Here is a 19,852-nt window from a genome sequence, read left to right on the forward strand (position 1 = left end):
AGCACATGCGCATACTCGTGATCGAAGACAACCAAGACATCGCCGCCAACCTCGGCGACTTTCTTGAAGACCGCGGCCACACGGTGGATTTCGCCGCCGACGGCATCACCGGATTGCACCTGGCGGTCGTGCACGACTTCGACGCCATCGTTCTCGATCTGAACCTGCCGGGCCTCGACGGCCTGGAGGTCTGCCGCAAGTTGCGCAACGAAGCGCGCAAGCAGACGCCGGTGCTGATGTTGACCGCGCGCGACAGCCTCGACAACAAACTCGCCGGCTTCGATTCGGGCGCCGACGATTACCTGATCAAGCCGTTCGCGTTGCAGGAAGTCGAAGTCCGCCTCAACGCGCTGTCGCGTCGCGGCCGCGGCGTGCAGACCCGCGTGCTCAACGCCGCCGATCTGGAATACAACCTCGACACCCTGGAAGTGCGCCGTCAGGGCAAGCTGCTGCAGCTCAACCCGACCGCGCTGAAGATCCTGCAGGCGCTGATGGAAGCCTCGCCGGCGGTGGTCACGCGGCAGGAACTGGAGACTCGCGTGTGGGGCGAGGAACTGCCCGACTCCGACAGCCTGCGCGTGCACATCCACGGCCTGCGCGCGGTGGTCGACAAGCCGTTCGACACGCCGCTGATCCAGACCCGTCACGGCATCGGTTATCGCATCGCAGCGCCCGAAAGCAACGGTTGATCGCGTGGCCTCAGGGGACCCGTCCGCATCGCGGCTGCAAAAGAAGAAGCGCTTCCGGCGACGGTTGCGCAGTCGCATTATCCTGTCGTTCGTATTGCTGGGCTTCGGCCTGACCGCGATGTTCGCGTTCGCGACCAATTGGACGCGCACGCGGGTCGAGAATCAGATCGTCGAAGACGTGATGAATCGCAACATCGACGAGTACGCGCGGCAGTTCTATTCGGCGCCTAACGCCAAGCCCGAGTTCGGCGTGCAGCAGATGCTCGGACGCGTGGTCAAGAGCGATCGGTTCGAAGCGCTGCGCACCGAGCAGCCCGAGTGGTACGAACTGCCCGACGGCATCCACAACATCCAGGGCAAGAACGCGGACGGCAGCCCGTTCTCGTACAAGCTGGGGGTGCGCAAGACGGCGACCGAGTGGTTTTTCCTCGCTTACGACATGACCCAGGCCACGCGCGGCGAGGCGCAGTTCAACCGCGCGATCTATCTGTCGGTTCTAGTGTTCACCCTGTTCTCGCTGCTGGTCGGCTGGTGGGCCGCGTCGCGGGTCATGAGCCCGGTGTCGGAGCTGGCCAACCGGCTCAAGCGCTCGGGCCGCAGTTCGCGCTCCGAGGCGCTGGCCGCGCACTTTCCGGACGACGAAGTCGGTCAGCTGGCCGAGGCGCTGGACGATTACGCCGAGCGCCTGACCAACGTGGTCCAGCGCGACCGCGAGTTCAACGCCGACGTCAGCCACGAGCTGCGCACGCCGCTGGCGGTGATCAAGGGCGCGGTCGAACTGTTGCTGTCGCGGCCGGACATCGAGGACAAGACTCGCAACCGGTTGTTGCGTATCCAGCGCGCCGAGCAGCAATGCACCGACCTGATCAGCGCGCTGCTGCTGTTGTCGCGCAACGAGCGCGGCCATGGCGCGACCGACATCGCCAAGCTGTCGGAACAACTGCTCGAAGCGCATCGCGCCCAGCTCGGCGGCAAGGCGCTGGCGTTGCGGGTCGAAGGTGAGCGCGGCCTGGTGGTCGACGCGCCGGAAGCCGCGGTCGCGGTGGCGCTGGGCAACCTGATCGGCAACGCGGTCAAGTACACCACCCAGGGCGAGGTCGTGGTGCGATTGCATCCTCGCTCGGTCGAGGTGATCGATTCGGGTCCGGGCCTGAGTGCCGAGGACGCGGCCAAATTGTTCGAACGCGGGTATCGCGGTACCCACGCTGGCCATTCGCAGGGCGGCGGCATCGGTCTGTCGATCGTGCGCCGTCTGTGCGAGCTGTATGGCTGGGACGTGCGGGTGAAGCCGGGCGAGACGGTCGGGGTGGTGGCTACGTTGAAGTTTGAGCGGGTGGATTGAGACCCGGGGCCACGTGCGTGGCCGTGTCTGCGTTGATCGTTTGATCGCTGCGACGATGCGAGGCTTTGCGATGCGGAGGCATCACTCAACGCTGCTGATATTTCCGATGCGCAATTGCGCGGCGGCTTCGTAGCCCGCAGGCCTATGCGTCGCGCCGCGTATCGATGCGCCCCCTTTGGAAAAGGGGGCTGCGCCTTGCGTAACTACGGTGGGTGTACTTGAAACGTGGCGCGGGGGATTCGCTTCTGCTTTTGCTGTTGCGTCTTTGACAAGACAAAAGCAGAAACAGAAGCAAAGCAAAAGCGAATCCCCCCTGGCCCCCCTTTTGCAAAGGGGGGAACGGCTAAGCGCATTCGCGCCTACTTGCCGCGTCGAGTTATTCGACCTCTACGGCTTACTTGACTGCTTCCAGCCAACCGTACTTATCCGCGGTCTTGCCGTTGAACAGGCCGAAGAACAGTTCCTGGATGCGCTCGGTCACCGGGCCGCGACGGCCCGTGCCGACCTGGCGGCCGTCGACCGAACGGATCGGGGTGATCTCGGCGGCGGTGCCGCACATGAACAACTCGTCGCACAGGTACAGGTACTCGCGCGGCAGGTCGCGTTCGACCACTTCGATGCCGACGTCGCGCGCCAGGGTGATGATGGTGTTGCGGGTCAGGCCGTTGAGCAGCGCGGCGCTGACCGGGGTGGTGTGCAGCGCGCCGTTGAAGACCAGGAACAGGTTTTCGCCGGCGCCTTCCGACAGCAGGCCGGTCGAGGCCAAGGCGATGCCTTCGCCGAAGCCCAGGCGACGCGCTTCGCGCGCGACCAGCTGGCCCGACAGGTAATTGCCGCCAGCCTTGGCGCCGGCCGGAATGGTGTTCGGCGCGAACCGCTGCCAGCTCGACACGCAGGCGTCGATGCCTTCCTCGAGCACGCTGGCGCCGAGGTACTGGCCCATCTTCCAGGTCGCCACGGCAACGTCGGTCGGGGTGTCGGCCGACAGGCCGAAGCCGCCCAGGCCGCGATACGCGACCGGACGCAGATAATCGGTGGTGTTGCCGTTGGCCTTGATGACTTCATGGCAGGCGGCGTTGAGCTGCTCGAGCGAGTACGGAATGCCCATGTCGTAGATCTTCGCCGAGGCGAACAGCCGCGTGTTGTGGTCGTTCAAACGGAAGATGATCGGGCCGTTCGGCGTGTCGTACGTGCGGATGCCCTCGAACACCGACGAGCCGTAGTGCAGCGCGTGCGACATGACGTGGGTGGTCGCTTCGGCCCAGCGCTTGATCGCACCGTTGTGCCAGATCCATTCGGGGTATTGCATCGTCGGCTTCCGTGGTGGGGAGGGGAAACCGCTATTGTGCCCTGCGCCCGGGGGCCGACCCAAGCCGATGCCTAGCCGGTGCGTTGCCGCGCCGTGGCGGCACGCCTGTTCAGCCTTTGATCCACCAGCAGCCGTAGTGGCGGGTCAGACCGAACACGGTGCGCGACGGAGTGACGCCGTTGCCCAAGGTCTGTTCCAGGCGCAACGCGACCGGCGCGCGCCGATGCGGCACCGGCGCAGGGGCCGCGGTGGGCTGCGCGGCGGTTTCGCCGGCGGGGGCGGCTTGCGCCGTCTGTTCGCCGCTCATACCGGCCGGACGGCCCAGCCCCGCGGGCGCCGACGGCTTGATCGGCGGCAGCGGCGCGAGCGCGGCGTTCGGCGCGGCCGGCGGCAAGGTGGTCCAGGCGCCGGGAACGGCTTCGGGTTCGGGCACCGACGGCATCACCGGCGCGATGTCGAGCAGCGGACGTTGCGCGATCGCATCCAGGCGCTGGATCACCGCATAGGCGCGATCGTCGGACATGCCGGCCCAGTGATACACCGAGGCGAGCTTGTTGCCGTCGTGGGCGTCGATCGCGCTGGTGATCTGCCCGACCAGGTCGCGCAGATTGCGCGCGCAGCCGCCGGTGTACGGCGTTTGCTGCGCGCTCGCGGGCGCGGCGCCGCGCGGCAGGCGGTCGACGCCGCCGGCGCTGGCGCAGTCGCGGTCGGTATAGACCGAATTGCCGTGCGTATCCGTGCAGCGGCGGATTTGCGCTTGCGCTGGGCTGGAATGCAGCAACAACGCGGCGGGGGCGGCGGTCAGCAACAGCAGCAGACGAAGTCGGGCGGGCACGGGCATCAGCGAAGACTAGCGCCGGTGGCGGGTTGTGCCCAGTGCGTATGCCTGAAATCGCGTCGCTAAAAGCCCCTCTCCCGTTTACGGGAGAGGGGTTGGGGTGAGGGTAAGCCCGAATTGCGTCGTCGTTCGATGCCTCGCGCGCCCTCATCCGGTCCTTCAGACCACCTTCTCCCGCGAGCGGGAGAAGGGTAGAGCGCGATCAGTTGCGGAAAGCCGCCACCGTCGTCGCGCGTTCGTTCAACACGCGCGCGTTGTTGCTCTTGGCCGCGGTGCCCATCGGCGAACCGTTGTAGGTGATGTTCGGGTTCGACCAGTAGTTCAGGCGCGGACAGTTGCTGCCGCAGCTGTAGGCCATGATCGTGCGCCACGCATTGCCCGGGCCCCAGTAGCCGTGACCGTAGGGATACACGGTGTTGGTGCCGTTGCTGGGATCGTGGTGCGCGCCGAAGTTGTGGCCGATCTCGTGGGCGAAGCTGTAGTAGCCGGTCATGCAGCTGGCGCCGACCACGCTGAAGGCGCTGGCCGCGTTCGAGTTCAGATAGCCCAGACCGCAGTACGCTGGATCGGTGATGATCAGCACGTTGACGTCGGCTTTGATGGTGTTGCGGGTGGTGTGGTAGCTATCGAGATAGCCGTCGCTGGTGCCGGAGAAACGGCTCAGGTCGGTGTTGAAACCGGCGCTGACATAGCTGTTGGTGTACTGGCCGGCGAGTTCGAAACGCACGTTGACCGCGCTGTTGGCGAAGCTCTGGTTGCTCTCGGTGATCGCCAGATTGGCCTTGGTCAAGGTGTTGCCGACCGCGTTGGCGGCGGCCTGGGTGTAGACCACCATCACCCGCACCACCGCCGGCGCTTTCTCGACGGCCGCGGCTTCGTCGAACTTGGGATCGTTGAGGAACGGCACGATCGGCTTGGCGCTGTAAGCCTCGGCTGGATGATCGGCCGGCATCAACGCTTCGTTGATCAGGCTGACGGTGTGGCCGCCGTTCTTGAGCGGATCGATGCGATACAGCTTGCCGCCGGTGCGCACGGTGCCGGACATCTGATCGCCCTGACGCACGATGATGGCCGATTCTTCCGGATTGTCGATCAGCTCGGCGCCGGTGAATTTATTGATGCGCTTGAGCTGGGTGTTCGGATCGCCGACCAGGCCCTGCCAGATCACGATGCCGTCGGCCTTGCGTTGCGCCTGCAGCTTGTGCGCCTTGAGATTGACGCCGGGCGCGAGGTTGAGCAGGAGTTCTTCCTGGGTTTCGTTGATCTGCGCGGCGTCGGCGCGGACCAGGTCGATCTTGACCGCGGCGCGATCGGACTTGATCGCCCGATAGGCCAGATCGCTGTTGAGACTGCGCGCGACGCTGGCGGCGGGGGTGGAGAACAGCGGAGCCGGTTCGGCGGCCGAGGCGGCGCCGGCCAGGCCCAGCGACAGGGCGATGGCGAAATTCAGAGGCAATAGTGCGTGGCGTGCGGACATGATGCTCACTCTCCATTGAGGACCGCTGCGCGCCGCGCACCCGTGGCCTGGGTGCGCGACGGCGGTCGCGAGGGCATCGCTCGTCGCGGCGATGCATCCTGGAGTCAGTGGGCTACCGTCGTGTCGCAAGGCTCAAGACCGAACTTGTCGCAGGACAAGCGCAGGCTGAGAACTCGCTTAGCAATTCGCCTTTGGTGCTAGGCACCAAAGGCAATTTTTGTGACGCAAACGAGATGTCTTAATGTGTCTGAATATCGCGTCGCGAACGCGCGTCCGGCCGAGTGCTTACGACCGGTGGATGCGGGCATCGCGCGATCAGGCGATGCGCGACAGCACGGTCAGCGTGGGCTTGGACAAGTTCAGCGTGTAGAAATGCAGGCCCGGCGCGCCGCCTTCGATCAAGCGGCTGCACAGGCGCGCGACCACGTCGGCGCCGAATTCGCGGATGCTGTCGACGTCGTCGCCGTAGGCCTGCATGCGCTGCGCGACCCAGCGCGGAATCTCCGCGCCGCACAGGTCGGAGAAACGGCGCAGCTGGCTGAAATTGGAGATCGGCATGATGCCCGGCACGATCGGGATGTCGATGCCGGCCGCGCGCACGTCGTCGACGAAACGGAAATACGCATCGGCGTTGTAGAAATACTGGGTGATCGCGCCGTTCGCGCCGGCGCGGACCTTGCGCTTGAAATTCTCCAGGTCCGAATGCGCGTCGCGCGCCTGCGGATGGGTTTCCGGATAGGCCGCCACTTCGATATGGAAATGGTCGCCGGTTTCGGCGCGGATGAATTCGACCAGTTCATTGGCGTAACGCAGGTCGCCGGCGCTGGCCATGCCCGAGGGCAGATCGCCGCGCAGGGTGACCAGGCGCTTGCAGCCGATCTCTCGATACAACTGCAGCAGTTCGCGGATCTCGGCGCGGGTGCCGCCGACGCAGGACAAATGCGGCGCAGCGTCGAGCTTGTGCTTGGCGCGCAGCCGGCGAATGGTCTCGGGCGTGTAATTCAGGGTCGAGCCGCCGGCGCCGAAGGTGCACGAGACATAGCTCGGTGCGTACGGCTTGAGCTTGAGCGCGGTCTTGTCGAGCTGACCGCGTTGTTCGTCGGTCTTGGGGGGATAGAACTCGAAGCTGATCGGCAGCATGGGCGGGGCCGCGGCGGTGGGAAGATCCGATAATATCTCTTTATCGCGATGAATGGTATCGAGAGCGGCGGCGGGTTGATGGCGACAGGCTGGCGGTAAAGCCGCCGCCCCGCCGATTGCGCGCGGCCAGCGACTGAGCGGCGGGGATGACGCGATACGCATCGCGGNATCGCGGCTTGCGAACAACGAACTCGACGCAAACCTGCTGCGACTCCGCTGCCACTGCGCTATAGATGGGAGCGGTTTCCCCATCCCGTTTCGTCATGACCGATCACCCACTCGATAACCCGATCTGGCGATCCCTGCGCAGCCGTCACCAGACGCTCGCCCTTGGCGATGCGCGCGTCGCCCGCTACCCGGCACAGATCGCGCCGTTCCTCGGCGTGGCGGACGACGCGGCAGACATCGAAGACCTGCTGCCGTCGTTGCTGCCGCCAGGCGACACCGCGCTGCTGCTGGCGCGCACCCCCGCGCTATCGGCGCGATGGGAACTGCGCCATATCACCGATCTGGCCCAGATGATCTGTCCCGAACCGATCGCCGCGGCGCCGCGCGACGACAGCGCGCGCATCGTCGAACTCGACCCGAGTCATCGCGACGACGTACTCGCGCTCACCGCGCTGGTCTACCCGCACTACTTCCGCCCGCACACCATGCAACTGGGGCGCTACTTCGGCATCTACCAGGAAGGCCGCCTCGCCGCGATGGCCGGCGAGCGCATGGGCACCGACGATTACACCGAACTGAGCGCCATCTGCACCCATCCCGACTTCCTCGGCCGCGGCCACGCGCGCCGCTTGCTGATCTTCCTGTCCAACGACAACCATGCGCACGGCCGCGTCCCGTTTCTGCACGTCAGCCACGAGAACCCGCGCGCGATCGGGTTGTATGAGCGCAATGGCTATCGGATGCGACGGGATATTGCGTTTTGGTCGTTGCGGCGAATGGCTGAGTGATTTCGCCGTCAGGAGCGGCAAAGTCGCGATCAGGCCCGCACCGATGCCATGCAGTCAGGGCTCGCGTTGTCTTTACGACAAGTCCCGCCGCGCGTCGAAAAGTCATCGTGGATCACGCGGCTTTTCAATTCTCGTAAGGGCCAGTGAATTATCCTGATGGAATTGATGCTGGCGAGAATGGCCACAGTGTCGCGGNATGAAGACGTTCGTTGTCCTCCTCGCATGCTTTGCTTGCGCTATGTCGGGTTGCTCGGATGTGACAGTGAGTAGCTATGACAATTACCGTGAGTTGGCTGCAAGTGGAGCCATGGATCGCGGCTGGGTGCCTGAGTTTATTCCGGCCAGCGCGCACGATATAACCGAAGGTCATTCGGTGGAAATCAGTGCTCTGAGTGTCGGCTTCTCTTTCGGCGCGGATTTTCGGCCCGGTAAGAACTCGGATTTCGTGCTGCTGCGCGGAGACAAGCGAGAGGCCGTTATGGACGATGTCGAGTTTCCGCACTGGGCTAAAATTACAAGGAGTGAATCCTTGGAGGTCTTCTCGATTTGTGCCGATTCTCAGTCGGGTGTGCTTTTCATGGATTCGGCGGCGTCAAGGGGGTTTTACGCTCAGCCAGCGGGTGAGGCCAAGTGCGATTGAATTTTGATCTGGTCATGAGGGGCGCTGGATGATTCGATTGATCGCGTGCCTGCCGTTGCTCGAATAGCACGCAGTGAATTTAATTGCGCCATCAGCGATGACAGACCGGGCTGTCTGTCTTTGTCCGTATGCACGGGTAGGCCATCGTCCAATCGTTAGCTGTAGTTGATCCAACTCCGAAAGGTGTTCTGTGCTCATGACGGTGGGCCATCGCCCAGGCCGCCATCGCCATGGTGCATCCGACCCACGCGACGGCATCCGCATGATGCATAGCCAGACCGCCCCGCCACTCCTCCAGCCCCCAAGCCGCTCGCCAGCCGCCGCGGCCGCTCGTCATTTATCCGCCGACGCGACGCGGGGAACCGGGCAAGGTGCGTCCACCACTCAGGCTCTGGAGCCCTTCGATGAATCCGCTATCCCGTTCGCGTTTGCTACGTCGTATCGCGTTGGCTGCCGCTGTGTTGATCGCGGCCGGCGGCGCGCAGGCCAAGACCGTGCAGTTTCAGGACCTGTCGGTCGAGGTCGTCGGCGAGGGCCGGCCGGTGCTGATGATTCCGGGGCTCAACAGCGCCGGCGAGACCTGGCGCGAGACCTGCGCGGCCCTGCAGGCGGACCGTGTGCAATGCCACATCGTGCAGTTGCCCGGTTTCGCCGGCGCGCCGGCGGTCAAGACCGATCGTTTCGCCGATTCGATGCGCGATCGTCTGCTGGCCTATATCAAGGATCGCAAGCTGGCCAAACCGGTGGTGATGGGGCATAGCCTGGGCGGTTTCATCGCACTGGAGATGGCGATCGAGCAGCCCAAGGCGATCGATCGTCTGGTGATCGTCGATTCGCTGGCGTTCCTGGGCGCGTTGCAGAACCCGGCCGCGACCGCCGAGTCGGTCAAGCCGATGGCCGAGGCGATGCGCAAGCGGATGACCGAACAGGATGCCGACACCTATCGTCTGGGCGTCGCCAACGCGGTCAAGGGCATGAGCCTGGACGAAAAGCGCGTGGCCACCCTGGTCCAATGGGGCGAGGCCAGCGATCGCGCCACCACCGCGCAGGCGATGTACGAAATGATGGTCACCGACCTGCGACCGCAGTTGGCGAAGATCAAGGCGCCGACCCTGCTGCTCGGTTCGTGGGCGGCGTATGCGACCTACGGCGCGACCAAGGAGTCGACGACCGCGATCTTCAAGGCCCAGTACGCCGGCTTGGATGGCGTGCGTATCGAACTGAGCCAGGCCGGTTACCATTTCCTGATGTGGGACGACCCGAAGTGGCTGCAGGATCAGGTGCGCGGTTTCATCGATGCCGGCGCCGGCCACGGCGGCTGATCGCGCCCCTGGTGTGATGCTCAAGCACGGCCGCGCTTCGTCGCGGCCGTGTTCTGTCTTATCGACATTGTATTTTTTTCGACGGAAACCGCCGCATGTCGCGAACGCAACTGCGTACCGCCCTGGCCGACGCCGCGTTCTGGACCGGCCTGGCCGTGTTCAACCTGACCCTGGCGGTGGTGTTCGGCGGCATGAGCTCAGGCTCGATCCTGATCAGCGTGCTGCTGTCGCTGGAGCTGTGGGTGATCGGCGGCGCGATGCGGCGCATCGCGTTGCGGCGGCACTGGTTCGAACTCGGGCCGGTCCGGCTAGCCGCGCGCTTGTTGCTGTGCGTGCTGCTCGGCGCGACCTTGGCGCAGCTGCTGTTGATCCCGGCGTTGAAGCTGGCGCTGAGCCAGGGCTGGGTGTCGTTGCCGCAATCGACCGGCTACCGCCCGGCGATGCTGTTCGTGTACTGGGCCAATACCGCGTTCATGCTGGGCCTGTGGGCCGCATTGTGGAGCTGGACCATGGCGATGCAGCGTTATCGCGAAGGCGAGATCGCCCGGCTCAACGCCGAGTCGTTGCGCAATGCGTTCGAACTAGACGCGTTGCGCGCGCGCCTGAACCCGCATTTCGTGTTCAACGCGCTCAACAACCTGCGCGCGCTGATCAACGAGGACACCGAGCGCGCGCGCGAACTGGTCACGCGGCTTTCCAATACCTTGCGTCACGCCCTGGATCACAGTCAGCGCGAGCAGGCCAGCATGGCCGAGGAACTGGCGGTGGTCGATGATTACCTCGCGGTCGAGGCGGTGCATTACGAGGATCGCCTGCGCGTGCAACGCGACATCGACGCTAATGCGTTGAGCGCGCGGTTGCCGCCGATGGCGCTGCAACTCTTGGTCGAGAACGCGGTCAAGCACGGCATCGCGTGTACGCCCGGCGGCGGCGAACTCAGCGTGCGTGCGCATTGCGAAAACGGACGGCTGCATATCGAGGTCGGCAATCCCGGCCGCATCGACCCGGAGCCGGCGCGACGCGGGGTCGGTCTAGCCTATCTGCGCACGCGCCTGGCCCACGGCGGCAACGCCGGGCGTTTCGAACTCAAGCAACGCGGCAACCGGGTGATCGCGCAGTTGGAGATACCGCAATGAACGCTCGCCCGTTGCGCGTGCTGATCGTCGACGACACCCGTCTGGCGCGGCAGGAGTTGCGCACCTTGCTCGCCGATCTGCCGGACATCGAACTGCTCGGCGAAGCCGACGACGTGCCCGCGGCGCAGGCCGCGATCGCGCGCCTGCGTCCGGACTTGGTGCTGCTCGACATCCAGATGCCGTCGGGCACCGGCTTCGATGTGATTGACGGACTCGACAGTGCGCCGCTGGTGGTGTTCACCACTGCCTACGACCAGTACGCGGTGCGCGCGTTCGAAGCCAATGCGCTGGACTATCTGGTCAAGCCGGTCGACGCCTTGCGTCTGGCCGCGGCGCTGCAACGCGCGCGTGCGCGCCTGCCGGAAGCGCCCTGGCTCGGCGCCGCGCCGCGCGGCCTGCTCGGCGCGGACGATCAGGTGTTCCTGCGCGAAGGCGAGCGCTGCTGGTTCGTGGCGCTGCGCGAAATCAGCCGGATCGTGGTCGACGGCAATTACGCGCGGGTCTGGTTCCGCAACGAATGCGCGTTGCTCGCGCGCAGCCTGAGCGCGCTCGAAGCGCGATTGGACCCGGCGTTGTTCTTCCGCGCCAACCGCAACACCTTGGTGAACCTGCGCGCGGTCAAGGCGATCGATCTGGCGGTCAACGACGGCTTCGAACTGGAGCTCAAGGACGGCAGCCGGATCGAAGTGTCGCGGCGGCAATCGCGCGAGTTGCGCGAGCGCTTGGCGTTGTAACGAGGTTGTGTGGAAACAGTGTTCGCCTGGTTGCGCAGTGGTTCGGGTTTGCGCGGTCGCGGCTTGCGCCGCTCCTACAGGAGGCGGTCGTGGCGTCGAAGACAGACTGTAGGAGCGGCGCGAGCCGCGACGCGGTCAATCGGCGGCCGATGCAATGCGAAGTCTTGGTTCTGCGCCCCAGTAAAGAAAACGGGCGCCCGAAGGCGCCCGTTTTGCTGTCGATCTTCGCCCGAAGGCGAGCGATCAGTAGCGGTAATGATCCGGCTTGTACGGACCGTCCACCGACACGCCCAGGTACTTGGCCTGGTCGTCGGTCAACGTGGTCAGCTTCACGCCGATCTTTTCCAGGTGCAGGCGCGCGACTTCTTCGTCGAGCTTCTTCGGCAGGATGTAGACCTTGGCCTCGTAGCTGTCCTTGTTCGCCCACAGGTCGATCTGGGCGAGGGTCTGGTTCGAGAACGAATTCGACATCACGAAGCTCGGGTGGCCGGTGGCGCAGCCCAGGTTGACCAGGCGGCCTTCGGCCAGCAGGAAGATCGAGTTGCCGCCGGCGAAGGTGTACTTGTCGACCTGCGGCTTGATGTTGAGGTGCTTGGCGCCGGAAGCGACCAGCGCGTCGACCTGGATCTCGTTGTCGAAGTGGCCGATGTTGCAGACGATCGCCTGGTCCTTCATGCCCTGCATGTGGGCCAGGGTCAGCACGTCCTTGTTGCCGGTGGTGGTGACGTAGATGTCGCCGCGGCCGAGAGTGCTCTCCACCGTGTTGACTTCGAAGCCTTCCATCGCCGCCTGCAGGGCGTTGATCGGGTCGATCTCGGTGACCACGACGCGGGCGCCGTACGCGCGCAGCGAGTGGGCCGAACCCTTGCCGACGTCGCCGTAACCGCACACGACCGCGACCTTGCCGGCCAGCATCACGTCCATCGCGCGCTTGAGGCCGTCGGCCAGCGACTCGCGGCAGCCGTAGAGGTTGTCGAACTTCGACTTGGTGACCGAGTCGTTGACGTTGATCGCCGGGACCAACAGGCCGCCGGCTTCGGCCAGCTGATACAGGCGATGCACGCCGGTGGTGGTCTCTTCCGAAACGCCCTTCCAGTCGCGCACGACGGTGTGCCAGAAGCCCGGACGCTCGGCGTGCACGCGCTTGAGCAGGTTCTTGATCACCTGTTCTTCGTGGTTGCCCGACGCGGTGTTGACCCAGCCGTCGCCGTTCTCGAGCTCATAGCCCTTGTGGATCAGCAGGGTGACGTCGCCGCCGTCGTCGACGACGAGCTGCGGGCCGAGGTGCTTGTCGGTGCCGTTGCCCGGGAAGGTCAACGCTTCGAGCGTGCAATCCCAATACTCTTCCAGCGACTCGCCCTTCCAGGCGAACACCGGGGTGCCGCTGGCGGCGATCGCGGCGGCGGCGTGGTCCTGGGTCGAGAAGATGTTGCACGAGGCCCAGCGCACGTCGGCGCCGAGGTCGCGCAGGGTCTCGATCAGCACCGCGGTCTGGATGGTCATGTGCAGCGAGCCGGTCACGCGCACGCCCTTGAGCGATTGGGCGACGGCGTACTTCTTGCGGATCGACATCAGGCCCGGCATTTCGTGCTCGGCGATGTCGATTTCCTTGCGGCCCCAGTCGGCCAGAGTGATGTCGGCGACCTTGTAATCGCCTTCGGTCGAGAAGGTCTTGAGTGCTGCGTTCATTGGATGTCGCTCCAGTTCTTTGGGGAGCCGGCGGATGCCGGGGTCCGGCGAGTCGTTGGACTCAAACCGGGCGCCGTTGGGACCTGCGCCTCGCCGAGCCTGGCCGTGGCGTTCACGGTCGCAGCGCCCCTCGGCGGGCTGAGCGCGCAGTATATCGCGGCGCCGATGACAGCCGCACGGTGCGCCGTCGCGTCGCGCCGATCGGGGCTGAACCGGCCTATGTCGGCCTGATCGGCCTGAACCGGCATTCATCGCGCCGCGCCGGACCGCGCCGGCACGGCCATCGGCCCGAATGGCATAAGCCGCCCGCGGCGCGCGCGGGCTAAGCTCGGGCGGGGAGCGCCGGGCCGGCCCCGTTGGTGTGAACGCGCCGCGCCGGTCCCGCGACTCCGACGTTCATTTCCCTGAGGACCGCATTCGATGACATCCCTCGCGACGATCCGTCACGCGACCCGCCGCCAGCCGCGGCGCACCCACAGCCTGCTCGTGCTGGGCCTGCTGCTGGCCCTGGGCCTGACCCCGCCGGCCATGGCCGCGCAAAAAGCCAGCAACGCCGCGCTGGCCGTAGACAAGCCGCTCGCAGACGGCTACCAGCTGCCGCCCAAGGCCCTGCAGGCCATCGTCGATGCGCCGCGCCCGCCGCAGATGTTCTTGAGCCCGCGTCGCGACCGCGTGGCGCTGGTACAGACGCCGTCGCTGCCGGGCATCGCCGTGGTCGCGCAACCGGAGTTGAAACTCGCCGGCCTGCGCATCCATCCGCGGGTCCGCGCGCAGAGTCGTTTCAGTTTCGGCAGCCAGTTGAGCCTGCTCGATACCGGCACCGGCAAGCGCATCGAGATTCAAGGCTTGCCGTCGCCGTTGTCGCTGGCGACCTTGCAGTGGTCGCCCGATCAGCGCTGGATCGCGTTCAACCGCATCGACACGGCCAGCGCGGCCAACGAGCTGTGGTTGATCGAACTGGAGACGATGCACGCGCGCAAGCTGGTGTCCGGCCTCAACACGGTCGGCGCCGGTTACCAGTGGATGCCCGACAGCCGCCGTCTGCTGGTGCAGTTGCAGCCCGAAGCGCAGGGCGAGACGCCGCCGAGCGATGCCACGCCGACCGGTCCGGCCGCGCAGGAAACCCAGGCCAGCGCCACCGTGCGCCAGATCCGCACCTATCAGGACCTGCTGCGCAACGAGAACGACGCGCGCCTGTTCGAGTACTACCTGCGCTCGCAACTGGCCACGGTCGATCTGACCGGCCAGGTGAGCAAGGCCGGATTGCCGGCGTTGTACGTCGAAGTCGAGCCGTCGCCGGACGGCCGTCATCTGTTGGCGACGACGCTGGAGCGGCCGTTCTCGTATCAGGTGCCGGCGTCGCGGTTCGCGCATCGCATCGATGTGCTGACGCCCGACGGCAAGTTCGAACACGAAGTCGCGCGTCTGCCCTTGGTCGAAGGCTTGCCGACCGGCAACGACGCGGTGCCGACCGGCGTGCGCGACATCGCCTGGCGCAGCGACGTGCCGGCGACCCTGGTCTGGGCCGAGGCGCAGGACGGCGGCGATCCCGCGCGTGCGGCCGATATCCGCGACGCGGTGCTGATGCAGGCCGCGCCGTTCGACAAGCCGCCGCAGACTTTGGCGCGCCTGGCCTCGCGTTTCGAGGGCGCGCGCTGGGGTCGCGACGATCTGGCCCTGATCGAGGAGTTCTGGTGGAAGACGCGTCAGGTCCGGCAATGGCGCGTCGCGCCCGATCACGGCGATCGCGCGCCCGAGTTGATCCATGAGGGCAGCAGCGAAGACCGTTACAACGATCCGGGCGAGCCGCTGATGCAGCGCGACGCCAACGGCCGCGAGCGCCTGCTGACCTCCACCGACGGCGCCATCCTGTACTACAGCGGCGAAGGCGCCTCGGCCGAAGGCGACCGTCCGTTCCTCGACCGCTTCGATCTGGCCGACAAGAAACGCACGCGTGTGTTCCATTCGCAGGCGCCGTATTACGAAAAGCCGATGGCTTTGCTCGATGCCGACGCCAAGCGCCTGCTGACCACGCGCGAATCGCCGACCCAGCCGAGCAACCTGACCCTGCGCGACCTGTCCGCGGCCGATGCCGAGCCGCAAGCGCTCACCCATTTCCCGCACCCGACGCCGCAGCTCAAGGACATCAAGAAAGAACAGATCCGTTACAAGCGGGCCGACGGCGTCGAGCTGACCGCGAGCCTGTATCTGCCGGCCGGCTTTGATGCCAAGCGCGACGGACCGCTGCCGATGCTGATGTACGCGTACCCGGCCGAATTCAAATCCGCCAGCGCGGCCAGCCAGGTCAATGATTCGCCGTATCGCTTCAACGCGGTGAGCTATTGGGGGCCGTTGCCGTATCTGGCGATGGGCTATGCGGTGCTCGATAACCCGTCGATGCCGATCGTCGGCGAAGGCGACCACGAGCCCAACGACAGCTACATCCAGCAGCTCACCGCCAGCGCCCAGGCCGCGGTCGACGAAGTGGTGCGGCGCGGCGTCGCCGACCGTAACCGCATCGCGATCAGCGGCCATTCCTACGGCGCGTTCATGACCGCGAACCTGCTCGCCCACACCCGCTTGTTCAAGGCCGGTATCGCCCGCAGCGGCGCCTACAACCGCACCTTGACCCCGTTCGGTTTCCAGGCCGAGGAACGCAACTACTGGCAGGCGCAATCCACCTACGAGGCGATGTCGCCGTTCAATTTCGCCGACAAGATCAAGGACCCGCTGCTGCTGATCCACGGCGAACAGGACAACAACTCCGGCACCTTCCCGATCCAGAGCGAACGCATGTACGCCGCGATCAAGGGCCTGGGCGGCCACGCCCGACTGGTGATGCTGCCGAACGAAAGCCACGCTTACCGCGCGCGCGAATCGATCATGCAGATGATGGCCGAGACCAATCGGTGGTTGGAGTTGTATGTGAAGAATGCCAAGCCGGAGGCGAAGTCTGCCGTGAAGGCGACGAAGCAAGCGGCCGCGAAGTAAATCCGACAACGTTTCGAGTCACCTGGAGACGGAGCGCTTGCGCTCCGTTTCTTTTGCGCCGCTACGATCAGAAGAAGCGAAACGCAGCGTCGTCGATGGACCGTGTTTCGTTAGTGCGGGTTTATCCATGATCCTAGTCAGTTGCGTTCGTAGAGCGCCTCGGTTTCTCAGTCGAATATCCAATGCCAGCGGTCGAAAAAGGCTGGCACGTTGTTACCGGGCCTGCCGATCCGAACGTGTTTTCGACCAGCGCAGGACGGCCCGAGTCAGGCCCGCCAGTCCGAGTGCGGCGCCGCCGACGATCAACAACCAGCCAATCGGTATCAGTCCGAACGGCTCGTGCAGCATCCCTTGCGCATCGATCGTCGAACCGATCAGGTTGAAGGCGAACAGGCAGGCGCAGCCGAGAGCGATCAGGGCGAGCGACAAAATAGTCAGCGGATTGATTTTGCTCATGGTCGTTTCCGGTATCGGCTCGCGCATCGCGGTTGGACCCAGAGTGATCGGCGCGTGTGGGCTGACGATGAAGCCGATGTGAGGCGGAGCCACTCGCTGGCAGGTCGTCGGCGTGGATCAAGTGCGCGACCGCGTTCGCAGGTACGCGGTCCACCGGTCGCACCTGTCGTGGCCGCGATGCTATAAACGCCGCCGACAACCAACGGAGTGGACCATGTCGCATGCAGTGCCCTTTAGACTTCTGACCCTCGCCGCGATCGTCGCCGCCGTATGCGCGTGCGGGCGCGGCGACGGCGCATCGGCTTCGACCGATTCCGACGATACCGCTGGCGCCGCGTCGGCTCCGGCCGAGGTGGCGAATACCGCGAACAACGCGCAAGCGCCAACCGCCAACACCGCGCCACTGACCGCCGGCGATCGCGAGTTCCCGGTCATTCCGACCATCGTCGTGCCCGACATCCTCGGCGTGACGCCGGCGCAGCGCGCGCTGGAAAGTTCGATGCAGGAGCTGATCAATCCGATCGAGGGCGTCACGATCAAGCCGGCCCGCTGCGGCGACGACGGCGCGCTGGTCAACGATGCGGGCCTCACCCACCTCGACGCCCAGGGCAATCTGGCCCGCAACGACGGCAAGGGCACTTTTAATGTCAGCGCCGACGGCAGCGGTTCGGCTAATTACCAAGGCGGGTTGATCACGGTCAACGCCGACGGTTCGGGTTCGATCAATACCGGCGGCAGGGACGACGACGATGAGGACGAAGGCAAGGCCACCATCAGCGTCAACGCCGACGGCTCGGGCAGCTACAACGGTCGCGGCGACACCATCCACTTGGACGGCAAGGGCGGTGGCAGCTGGAACGGCGAGATGGGCCTGATCACCTACAACGGCGACGGCTCGGGCAGTTGGAACGGGCCGCAGGGCCTGATCACCATCAACGCCGACGGCTCGGGCACCTGGAACGGTCCCGACGGGCTGGTGCGCAACGACGGCAAGGGCCGCGGCACGGTCGGCACGCCGCCGCGCGAGATGGCGATGGCGCCGATCCCGAAGCTCGCGCCGGCCGGGCGTTTTCCGCTGTTGAACAAGTTCGTCGTGCCGGGCGCGCCGTGCGGCGTGCTGATCACGCTCAACGACAAGGTGCTGTTCGATTTCGACAAGTCGGACATCCGCCCGGACGCGGCCGAAGTGCTCGACACGCTGGCCGAAGCACTGGCGAAGATCCAGGCCAAGGGCATGCAGATCCGCGGCCATACCGACGCCAAGGGCAGCGACGACTACAACCTGTCCTTGTCCGATCGCCGCGCGCAATCGGTGGTGGCGGCGTTGCGTCAACGCGGCGCGGCGAAGGACGCGGATGCACGCGGGTTCGGCGAATCGCAGCCGGTCGCGCCGAACGAGGTCGACGGCCACGACAATCCGTCCGGCCGTCAGCTCAATCGGCGGGTGGAGATCTACGTCAAGACCTGATCGCTTCAACGCGCCGACGGATGCCGGCAACAACGCGACGCAAAAAAAACGGAGCGCCGAGGCGCTCCGTTTTTCGTTGTCGCGATGTCGACTGCGTACGCGGGCGGCTTACTTCTTCAGCCCGGCGTCCTTGCGCAGTTCGTCGGCCTTGTCGGTCTTTTCCCACGAGAACGCGGTGGCGGTGTGCTTCTTGCCGGCGCCGTCGACGTAGGTCACTTCCTTCGGCTTGCGGCCGAAGTGGCCGTAGGCGGCGGTCAGCTGGTACACCGGGTGGATCAGGTCGAGCATCTTGACGATGCCGTACGGGCGCAGGTCGAAGTGCTTGCGGATCAGCTTCTCGATCTTGTCGTCGCTGATCTTGCCGGTGCCGAAGGTGGTGACCGAGATCGAGGTCGGCTCGGCCACGCCGATCGCGTAGGAGACCTGCACTTCGCAGCGGTCGGCCAGGCCGGCGGCAACGATGTTCTTGGCCACGTAACGCGCGGCGTAAGCGGCCGAACGGTCGACCTTGGACGGATCCTTGCCGGAGAACGCGCCGCCGCCGTGACGGGCCATGCCGCCGTAGCTGTCGACGATGATCTTGCGGCCGGTCAGGCCGCAGTCGCCGACCGGGCCGCCGATCACGAAGATGCCGGTCGGGTTGATATGGACCTTGTTCTTCGGCAGCTTCTCGAGCCACGCCTTCGGCAGCACCGGCTTGAGGATGTGCTCGTACACGCCTTCGATCAGGTCTTTCTGCTTGATGCCCGGGTCGTGCTGGGTCGACAGCACCACCGCGTCCAGGCCCAGCACCTTGTGCTCGTTGTCGTAACGCAGGGTGACCTGCGACTTGGCGTCCGGACGCAGCCACGGCAGCTTGGAATTCTTCTGCTTGCGCACCTTCGCCTGCTGCTCGACCAGACGGTGCGAGTAGTAGATCGGCGCCGGCATGTATTCCGGGGCTTCGTTGCAGGCGTAGCCGAACATCAGGCCCTGGTCGCCCGCGCCTTGTTCTTCGGGCTTCTTGCGGTCGACGCCGGCGGCGATGTCGGGCGACTGCTTGCCCAGCATGTTGATGATCGCGCAGGTGTGGCCGTCGAAGCCGACATTCGAATTGTTGTAGCCGATGTCGTTGATGACCTTGCGCGCCAGGCTTTCGATATCGACCCAGGCGCTGGTGGTCACTTCGCCGGCGACGATGGCCGCGCCGGTCTTGACCATGGTTTCGCAGGCCACGCGCGCGCGCTTGTCCTGGGCGAGGATGGCGTCCAGCACCGCATCGGAAATCTGGTCGGCGATCTTGTCCGGATGACCTTCGGACACGGACTCGGAAGTGAACAGGTAGCTCGACATCGGGCGGATATCCTTCGATTCGGATAAAAAGATGGCCGCATAGGATACAGCCTCGGCCGGGAGCGCGCATTGTGCCGTGCCCGGGGGTTGTCCGGGCGTTAAGCGGCTCCTGAACGCCTGTTGTCCGCCCGGTCTTTGGGCGGGCGCGGGCCCGCAGCGAGCGTGGGACCCTGTTCGGTCATGCCAGGACGGCGCGGATTTCATGTCGTTCGGGCACGCGAAGCACAGTCGTGGAGCCGCCCAGGAAGGCGCTGTCACGCGACTGACCCGAAACCGCCATGTGGCTGTCGCCGCGCCGGCCCAGGCTGCGCGGCATACCGCCGCCCTCAGATG

Annotated in this window: 15 protein-coding genes and 1 riboswitch; of the genes, 8 read left to right on the top strand and 7 right to left on the bottom strand. The window is 65.5% G+C overall.

Annotation, left to right across the window (positions count from 1 at the left end):
* Positions 1-5 precede the first annotated feature (5 nt).
* Together ASD86_RS04735 and ASD86_RS04740 are read left to right on the top strand one after the other, a co-directional pair.
* A complete protein-coding gene (locus ASD86_RS04735) occupies positions 6-689 on the top strand; it encodes a response regulator transcription factor (RefSeq protein WP_036106879.1) in 684 nt (227 codons plus the stop codon).
* 4 nt (positions 690-693) lie between these two features.
* Entirely contained in the window at positions 694-2,031 is a 1,338-nt protein-coding gene (locus ASD86_RS04740) for a HAMP domain-containing sensor histidine kinase (RefSeq protein ID WP_056107543.1), read from the top strand.
* 394 nt (positions 2,032-2,425) lie between these two features.
* Here the strand turns inward: ASD86_RS04740 and ASD86_RS04745 are convergent, their stop codons facing one another.
* The 4 genes from ASD86_RS04745 to metF all read right to left on the bottom strand — a co-directional run bounded on the left by ASD86_RS04745 (position 2,426) and on the right by metF (position 6,795).
* A complete protein-coding gene (locus tag ASD86_RS04745; protein WP_056107546.1) occupies positions 2,426-3,340 on the bottom strand; it encodes a branched-chain amino acid transaminase in 915 nt (304 codons plus the stop codon).
* 109 nt (positions 3,341-3,449) lie between these two features.
* Positions 3,450-4,181: a DUF4124 domain-containing protein gene (locus ASD86_RS04750; RefSeq protein ID WP_056107548.1), complete on the bottom strand. Its 732-nt coding sequence runs from the start codon at positions 4,179-4,181 to the stop codon at positions 3,450-3,452.
* Positions 4,182-4,380: 199 nt separating this feature from the next.
* Positions 4,381-5,655: a M12 family metallo-peptidase gene (locus tag ASD86_RS04755; protein WP_082578072.1), complete on the bottom strand. Its 1,275-nt coding sequence runs from the start codon at positions 5,653-5,655 to the stop codon at positions 4,381-4,383.
* Positions 5,656-5,970: 315 nt separating this feature from the next.
* Entirely contained in the window at positions 5,971-6,795 is an 825-nt protein-coding gene (gene metF / locus ASD86_RS04760) for a methylenetetrahydrofolate reductase [NAD(P)H] (RefSeq protein ID WP_056107554.1), read from the bottom strand.
* 263 nt (positions 6,796-7,058) lie between these two features.
* Between metF and ASD86_RS04765 the strand changes: the two genes are divergently transcribed.
* The 4 genes from ASD86_RS04765 to ASD86_RS04785 all read left to right on the top strand — a co-directional run bounded on the left by ASD86_RS04765 (position 7,059) and on the right by ASD86_RS04785 (position 11,583).
* Positions 7,059-7,751 (top strand): GNAT family N-acetyltransferase, encoded by a 693-nt coding sequence (locus ASD86_RS04765; protein ID WP_056107557.1) that lies wholly within the window; start codon positions 7,059-7,061, stop codon positions 7,749-7,751.
* 1,044 nt (positions 7,752-8,795) lie between these two features.
* Entirely contained in the window at positions 8,796-9,713 is a 918-nt protein-coding gene (locus tag ASD86_RS04775) for an alpha/beta hydrolase (RefSeq protein WP_235567668.1), read from the top strand.
* A gap of 95 nt (positions 9,714-9,808) precedes the next feature.
* Positions 9,809-10,849: a histidine kinase gene (locus ASD86_RS04780; RefSeq protein ID WP_056107564.1), complete on the top strand. Its 1,041-nt coding sequence runs from the start codon at positions 9,809-9,811 to the stop codon at positions 10,847-10,849.
* Positions 10,846-11,583 carry a LytTR family DNA-binding domain-containing protein gene (locus ASD86_RS04785; protein ID WP_056107567.1) on the top strand — a complete coding sequence of 246 codons (738 nt, stop codon included), beginning with the start codon at positions 10,846-10,848 and terminating at the stop codon, positions 11,581-11,583. Before ASD86_RS04780 ends, ASD86_RS04785 begins: the two co-directional genes overlap by 4 nt.
* Positions 11,584-11,826: 243 nt before the next feature.
* Here ASD86_RS04785 and ahcY read toward each other — a convergent pair whose 3' ends face one another.
* Entirely contained in the window at positions 11,827-13,272 is a 1,446-nt protein-coding gene (gene ahcY / locus ASD86_RS04790; protein ID WP_056107570.1) for an adenosylhomocysteinase, read from the bottom strand.
* A 61-nt stretch (positions 13,273-13,333) separates the two neighbouring features.
* A riboswitch (S-adenosyl-L-homocysteine riboswitch) is annotated at positions 13,334-13,410 on the bottom strand.
* A gap of 357 nt (positions 13,411-13,767) precedes the next feature.
* Between ahcY and ASD86_RS04795 the strand changes: the two genes are divergently transcribed.
* Entirely contained in the window at positions 13,768-16,263 is a 2,496-nt protein-coding gene (locus ASD86_RS04795) for a prolyl oligopeptidase family serine peptidase (protein ID WP_200957207.1), read from the top strand.
* A gap of 213 nt (positions 16,264-16,476) precedes the next feature.
* Here ASD86_RS04795 and ASD86_RS04800 read toward each other — a convergent pair whose 3' ends face one another.
* Positions 16,477-16,719 carry a DUF3955 domain-containing protein gene (locus ASD86_RS04800; RefSeq protein ID WP_056107658.1) on the bottom strand — a complete coding sequence of 81 codons (243 nt, stop codon included), beginning with the start codon at positions 16,717-16,719 and terminating at the stop codon, positions 16,477-16,479.
* A 214-nt stretch (positions 16,720-16,933) separates the two neighbouring features.
* Here ASD86_RS04800 and ASD86_RS04805 point away from each other — a divergent pair, with 214 nt between their 5' ends.
* Positions 16,934-18,187: an OmpA family protein gene (locus ASD86_RS04805; RefSeq protein WP_056107572.1), complete on the top strand. Its 1,254-nt coding sequence runs from the start codon at positions 16,934-16,936 to the stop codon at positions 18,185-18,187.
* A 108-nt stretch (positions 18,188-18,295) separates the two neighbouring features.
* Here ASD86_RS04805 and metK read toward each other — a convergent pair whose 3' ends face one another.
* Positions 18,296-19,519 (bottom strand): methionine adenosyltransferase, encoded by a 1,224-nt coding sequence (gene metK / locus ASD86_RS04810; protein ID WP_056107576.1) that lies wholly within the window; start codon positions 19,517-19,519, stop codon positions 18,296-18,298.
* Positions 19,520-19,852: the final 333 nt, after the last annotated feature.

This window comes from Lysobacter sp. Root690, assembly GCF_001427785.1.
Classification (GTDB): domain Bacteria; phylum Pseudomonadota; class Gammaproteobacteria; order Xanthomonadales; family Xanthomonadaceae; genus Lysobacter.

What these genes read in the sequence shown, in the direction of transcription:
- ASD86_RS04775 (WP_235567668.1), top strand. Translation starts at nt 8,796, where the DNA reads ATGAATCCGCTATCCCGTTCGCGTTTGCTACGTCGTATCGCGTTGGCT.
- metF (WP_056107554.1), bottom strand. Translation starts at nt 6,795, where the DNA reads ATGCTGCCGATCAGCTTCGAGTTCTATCCCCCCAAGACCGACGAACAA.
- ASD86_RS04805 (WP_056107572.1), top strand. Translation starts at nt 16,934, where the DNA reads ATGTCGCATGCAGTGCCCTTTAGACTTCTGACCCTCGCCGCGATCGTC.
- ASD86_RS04735 (WP_036106879.1), top strand. Translation starts at nt 6, where the DNA reads ATGCGCATACTCGTGATCGAAGACAACCAAGACATCGCCGCCAACCTC.
- ASD86_RS04785 (WP_056107567.1), top strand. Translation starts at nt 10,846, where the DNA reads ATGAACGCTCGCCCGTTGCGCGTGCTGATCGTCGACGACACCCGTCTG.
- metK (WP_056107576.1), bottom strand. Translation starts at nt 19,519, where the DNA reads ATGTCGAGCTACCTGTTCACTTCCGAGTCCGTGTCCGAAGGTCATCCG.
- ahcY (WP_056107570.1), bottom strand. Translation starts at nt 13,272, where the DNA reads ATGAACGCAGCACTCAAGACCTTCTCGACCGAAGGCGATTACAAGGTC.
- ASD86_RS04800 (WP_056107658.1), bottom strand. Translation starts at nt 16,719, where the DNA reads ATGAGCAAAATCAATCCGCTGACTATTTTGTCGCTCGCCCTGATCGCT.
- ASD86_RS04765 (WP_056107557.1), top strand. Translation starts at nt 7,059, where the DNA reads ATGACCGATCACCCACTCGATAACCCGATCTGGCGATCCCTGCGCAGC.
- ASD86_RS04755 (WP_082578072.1), bottom strand. Translation starts at nt 5,655, where the DNA reads ATGTCCGCACGCCACGCACTATTGCCTCTGAATTTCGCCATCGCCCTG.
- ASD86_RS04780 (WP_056107564.1), top strand. Translation starts at nt 9,809, where the DNA reads ATGTCGCGAACGCAACTGCGTACCGCCCTGGCCGACGCCGCGTTCTGG.
- ASD86_RS04745 (WP_056107546.1), bottom strand. Translation starts at nt 3,340, where the DNA reads ATGCAATACCCCGAATGGATCTGGCACAACGGTGCGATCAAGCGCTGG.
- ASD86_RS04750 (WP_056107548.1), bottom strand. Translation starts at nt 4,181, where the DNA reads ATGCCCGTGCCCGCCCGACTTCGTCTGCTGCTGTTGCTGACCGCCGCC.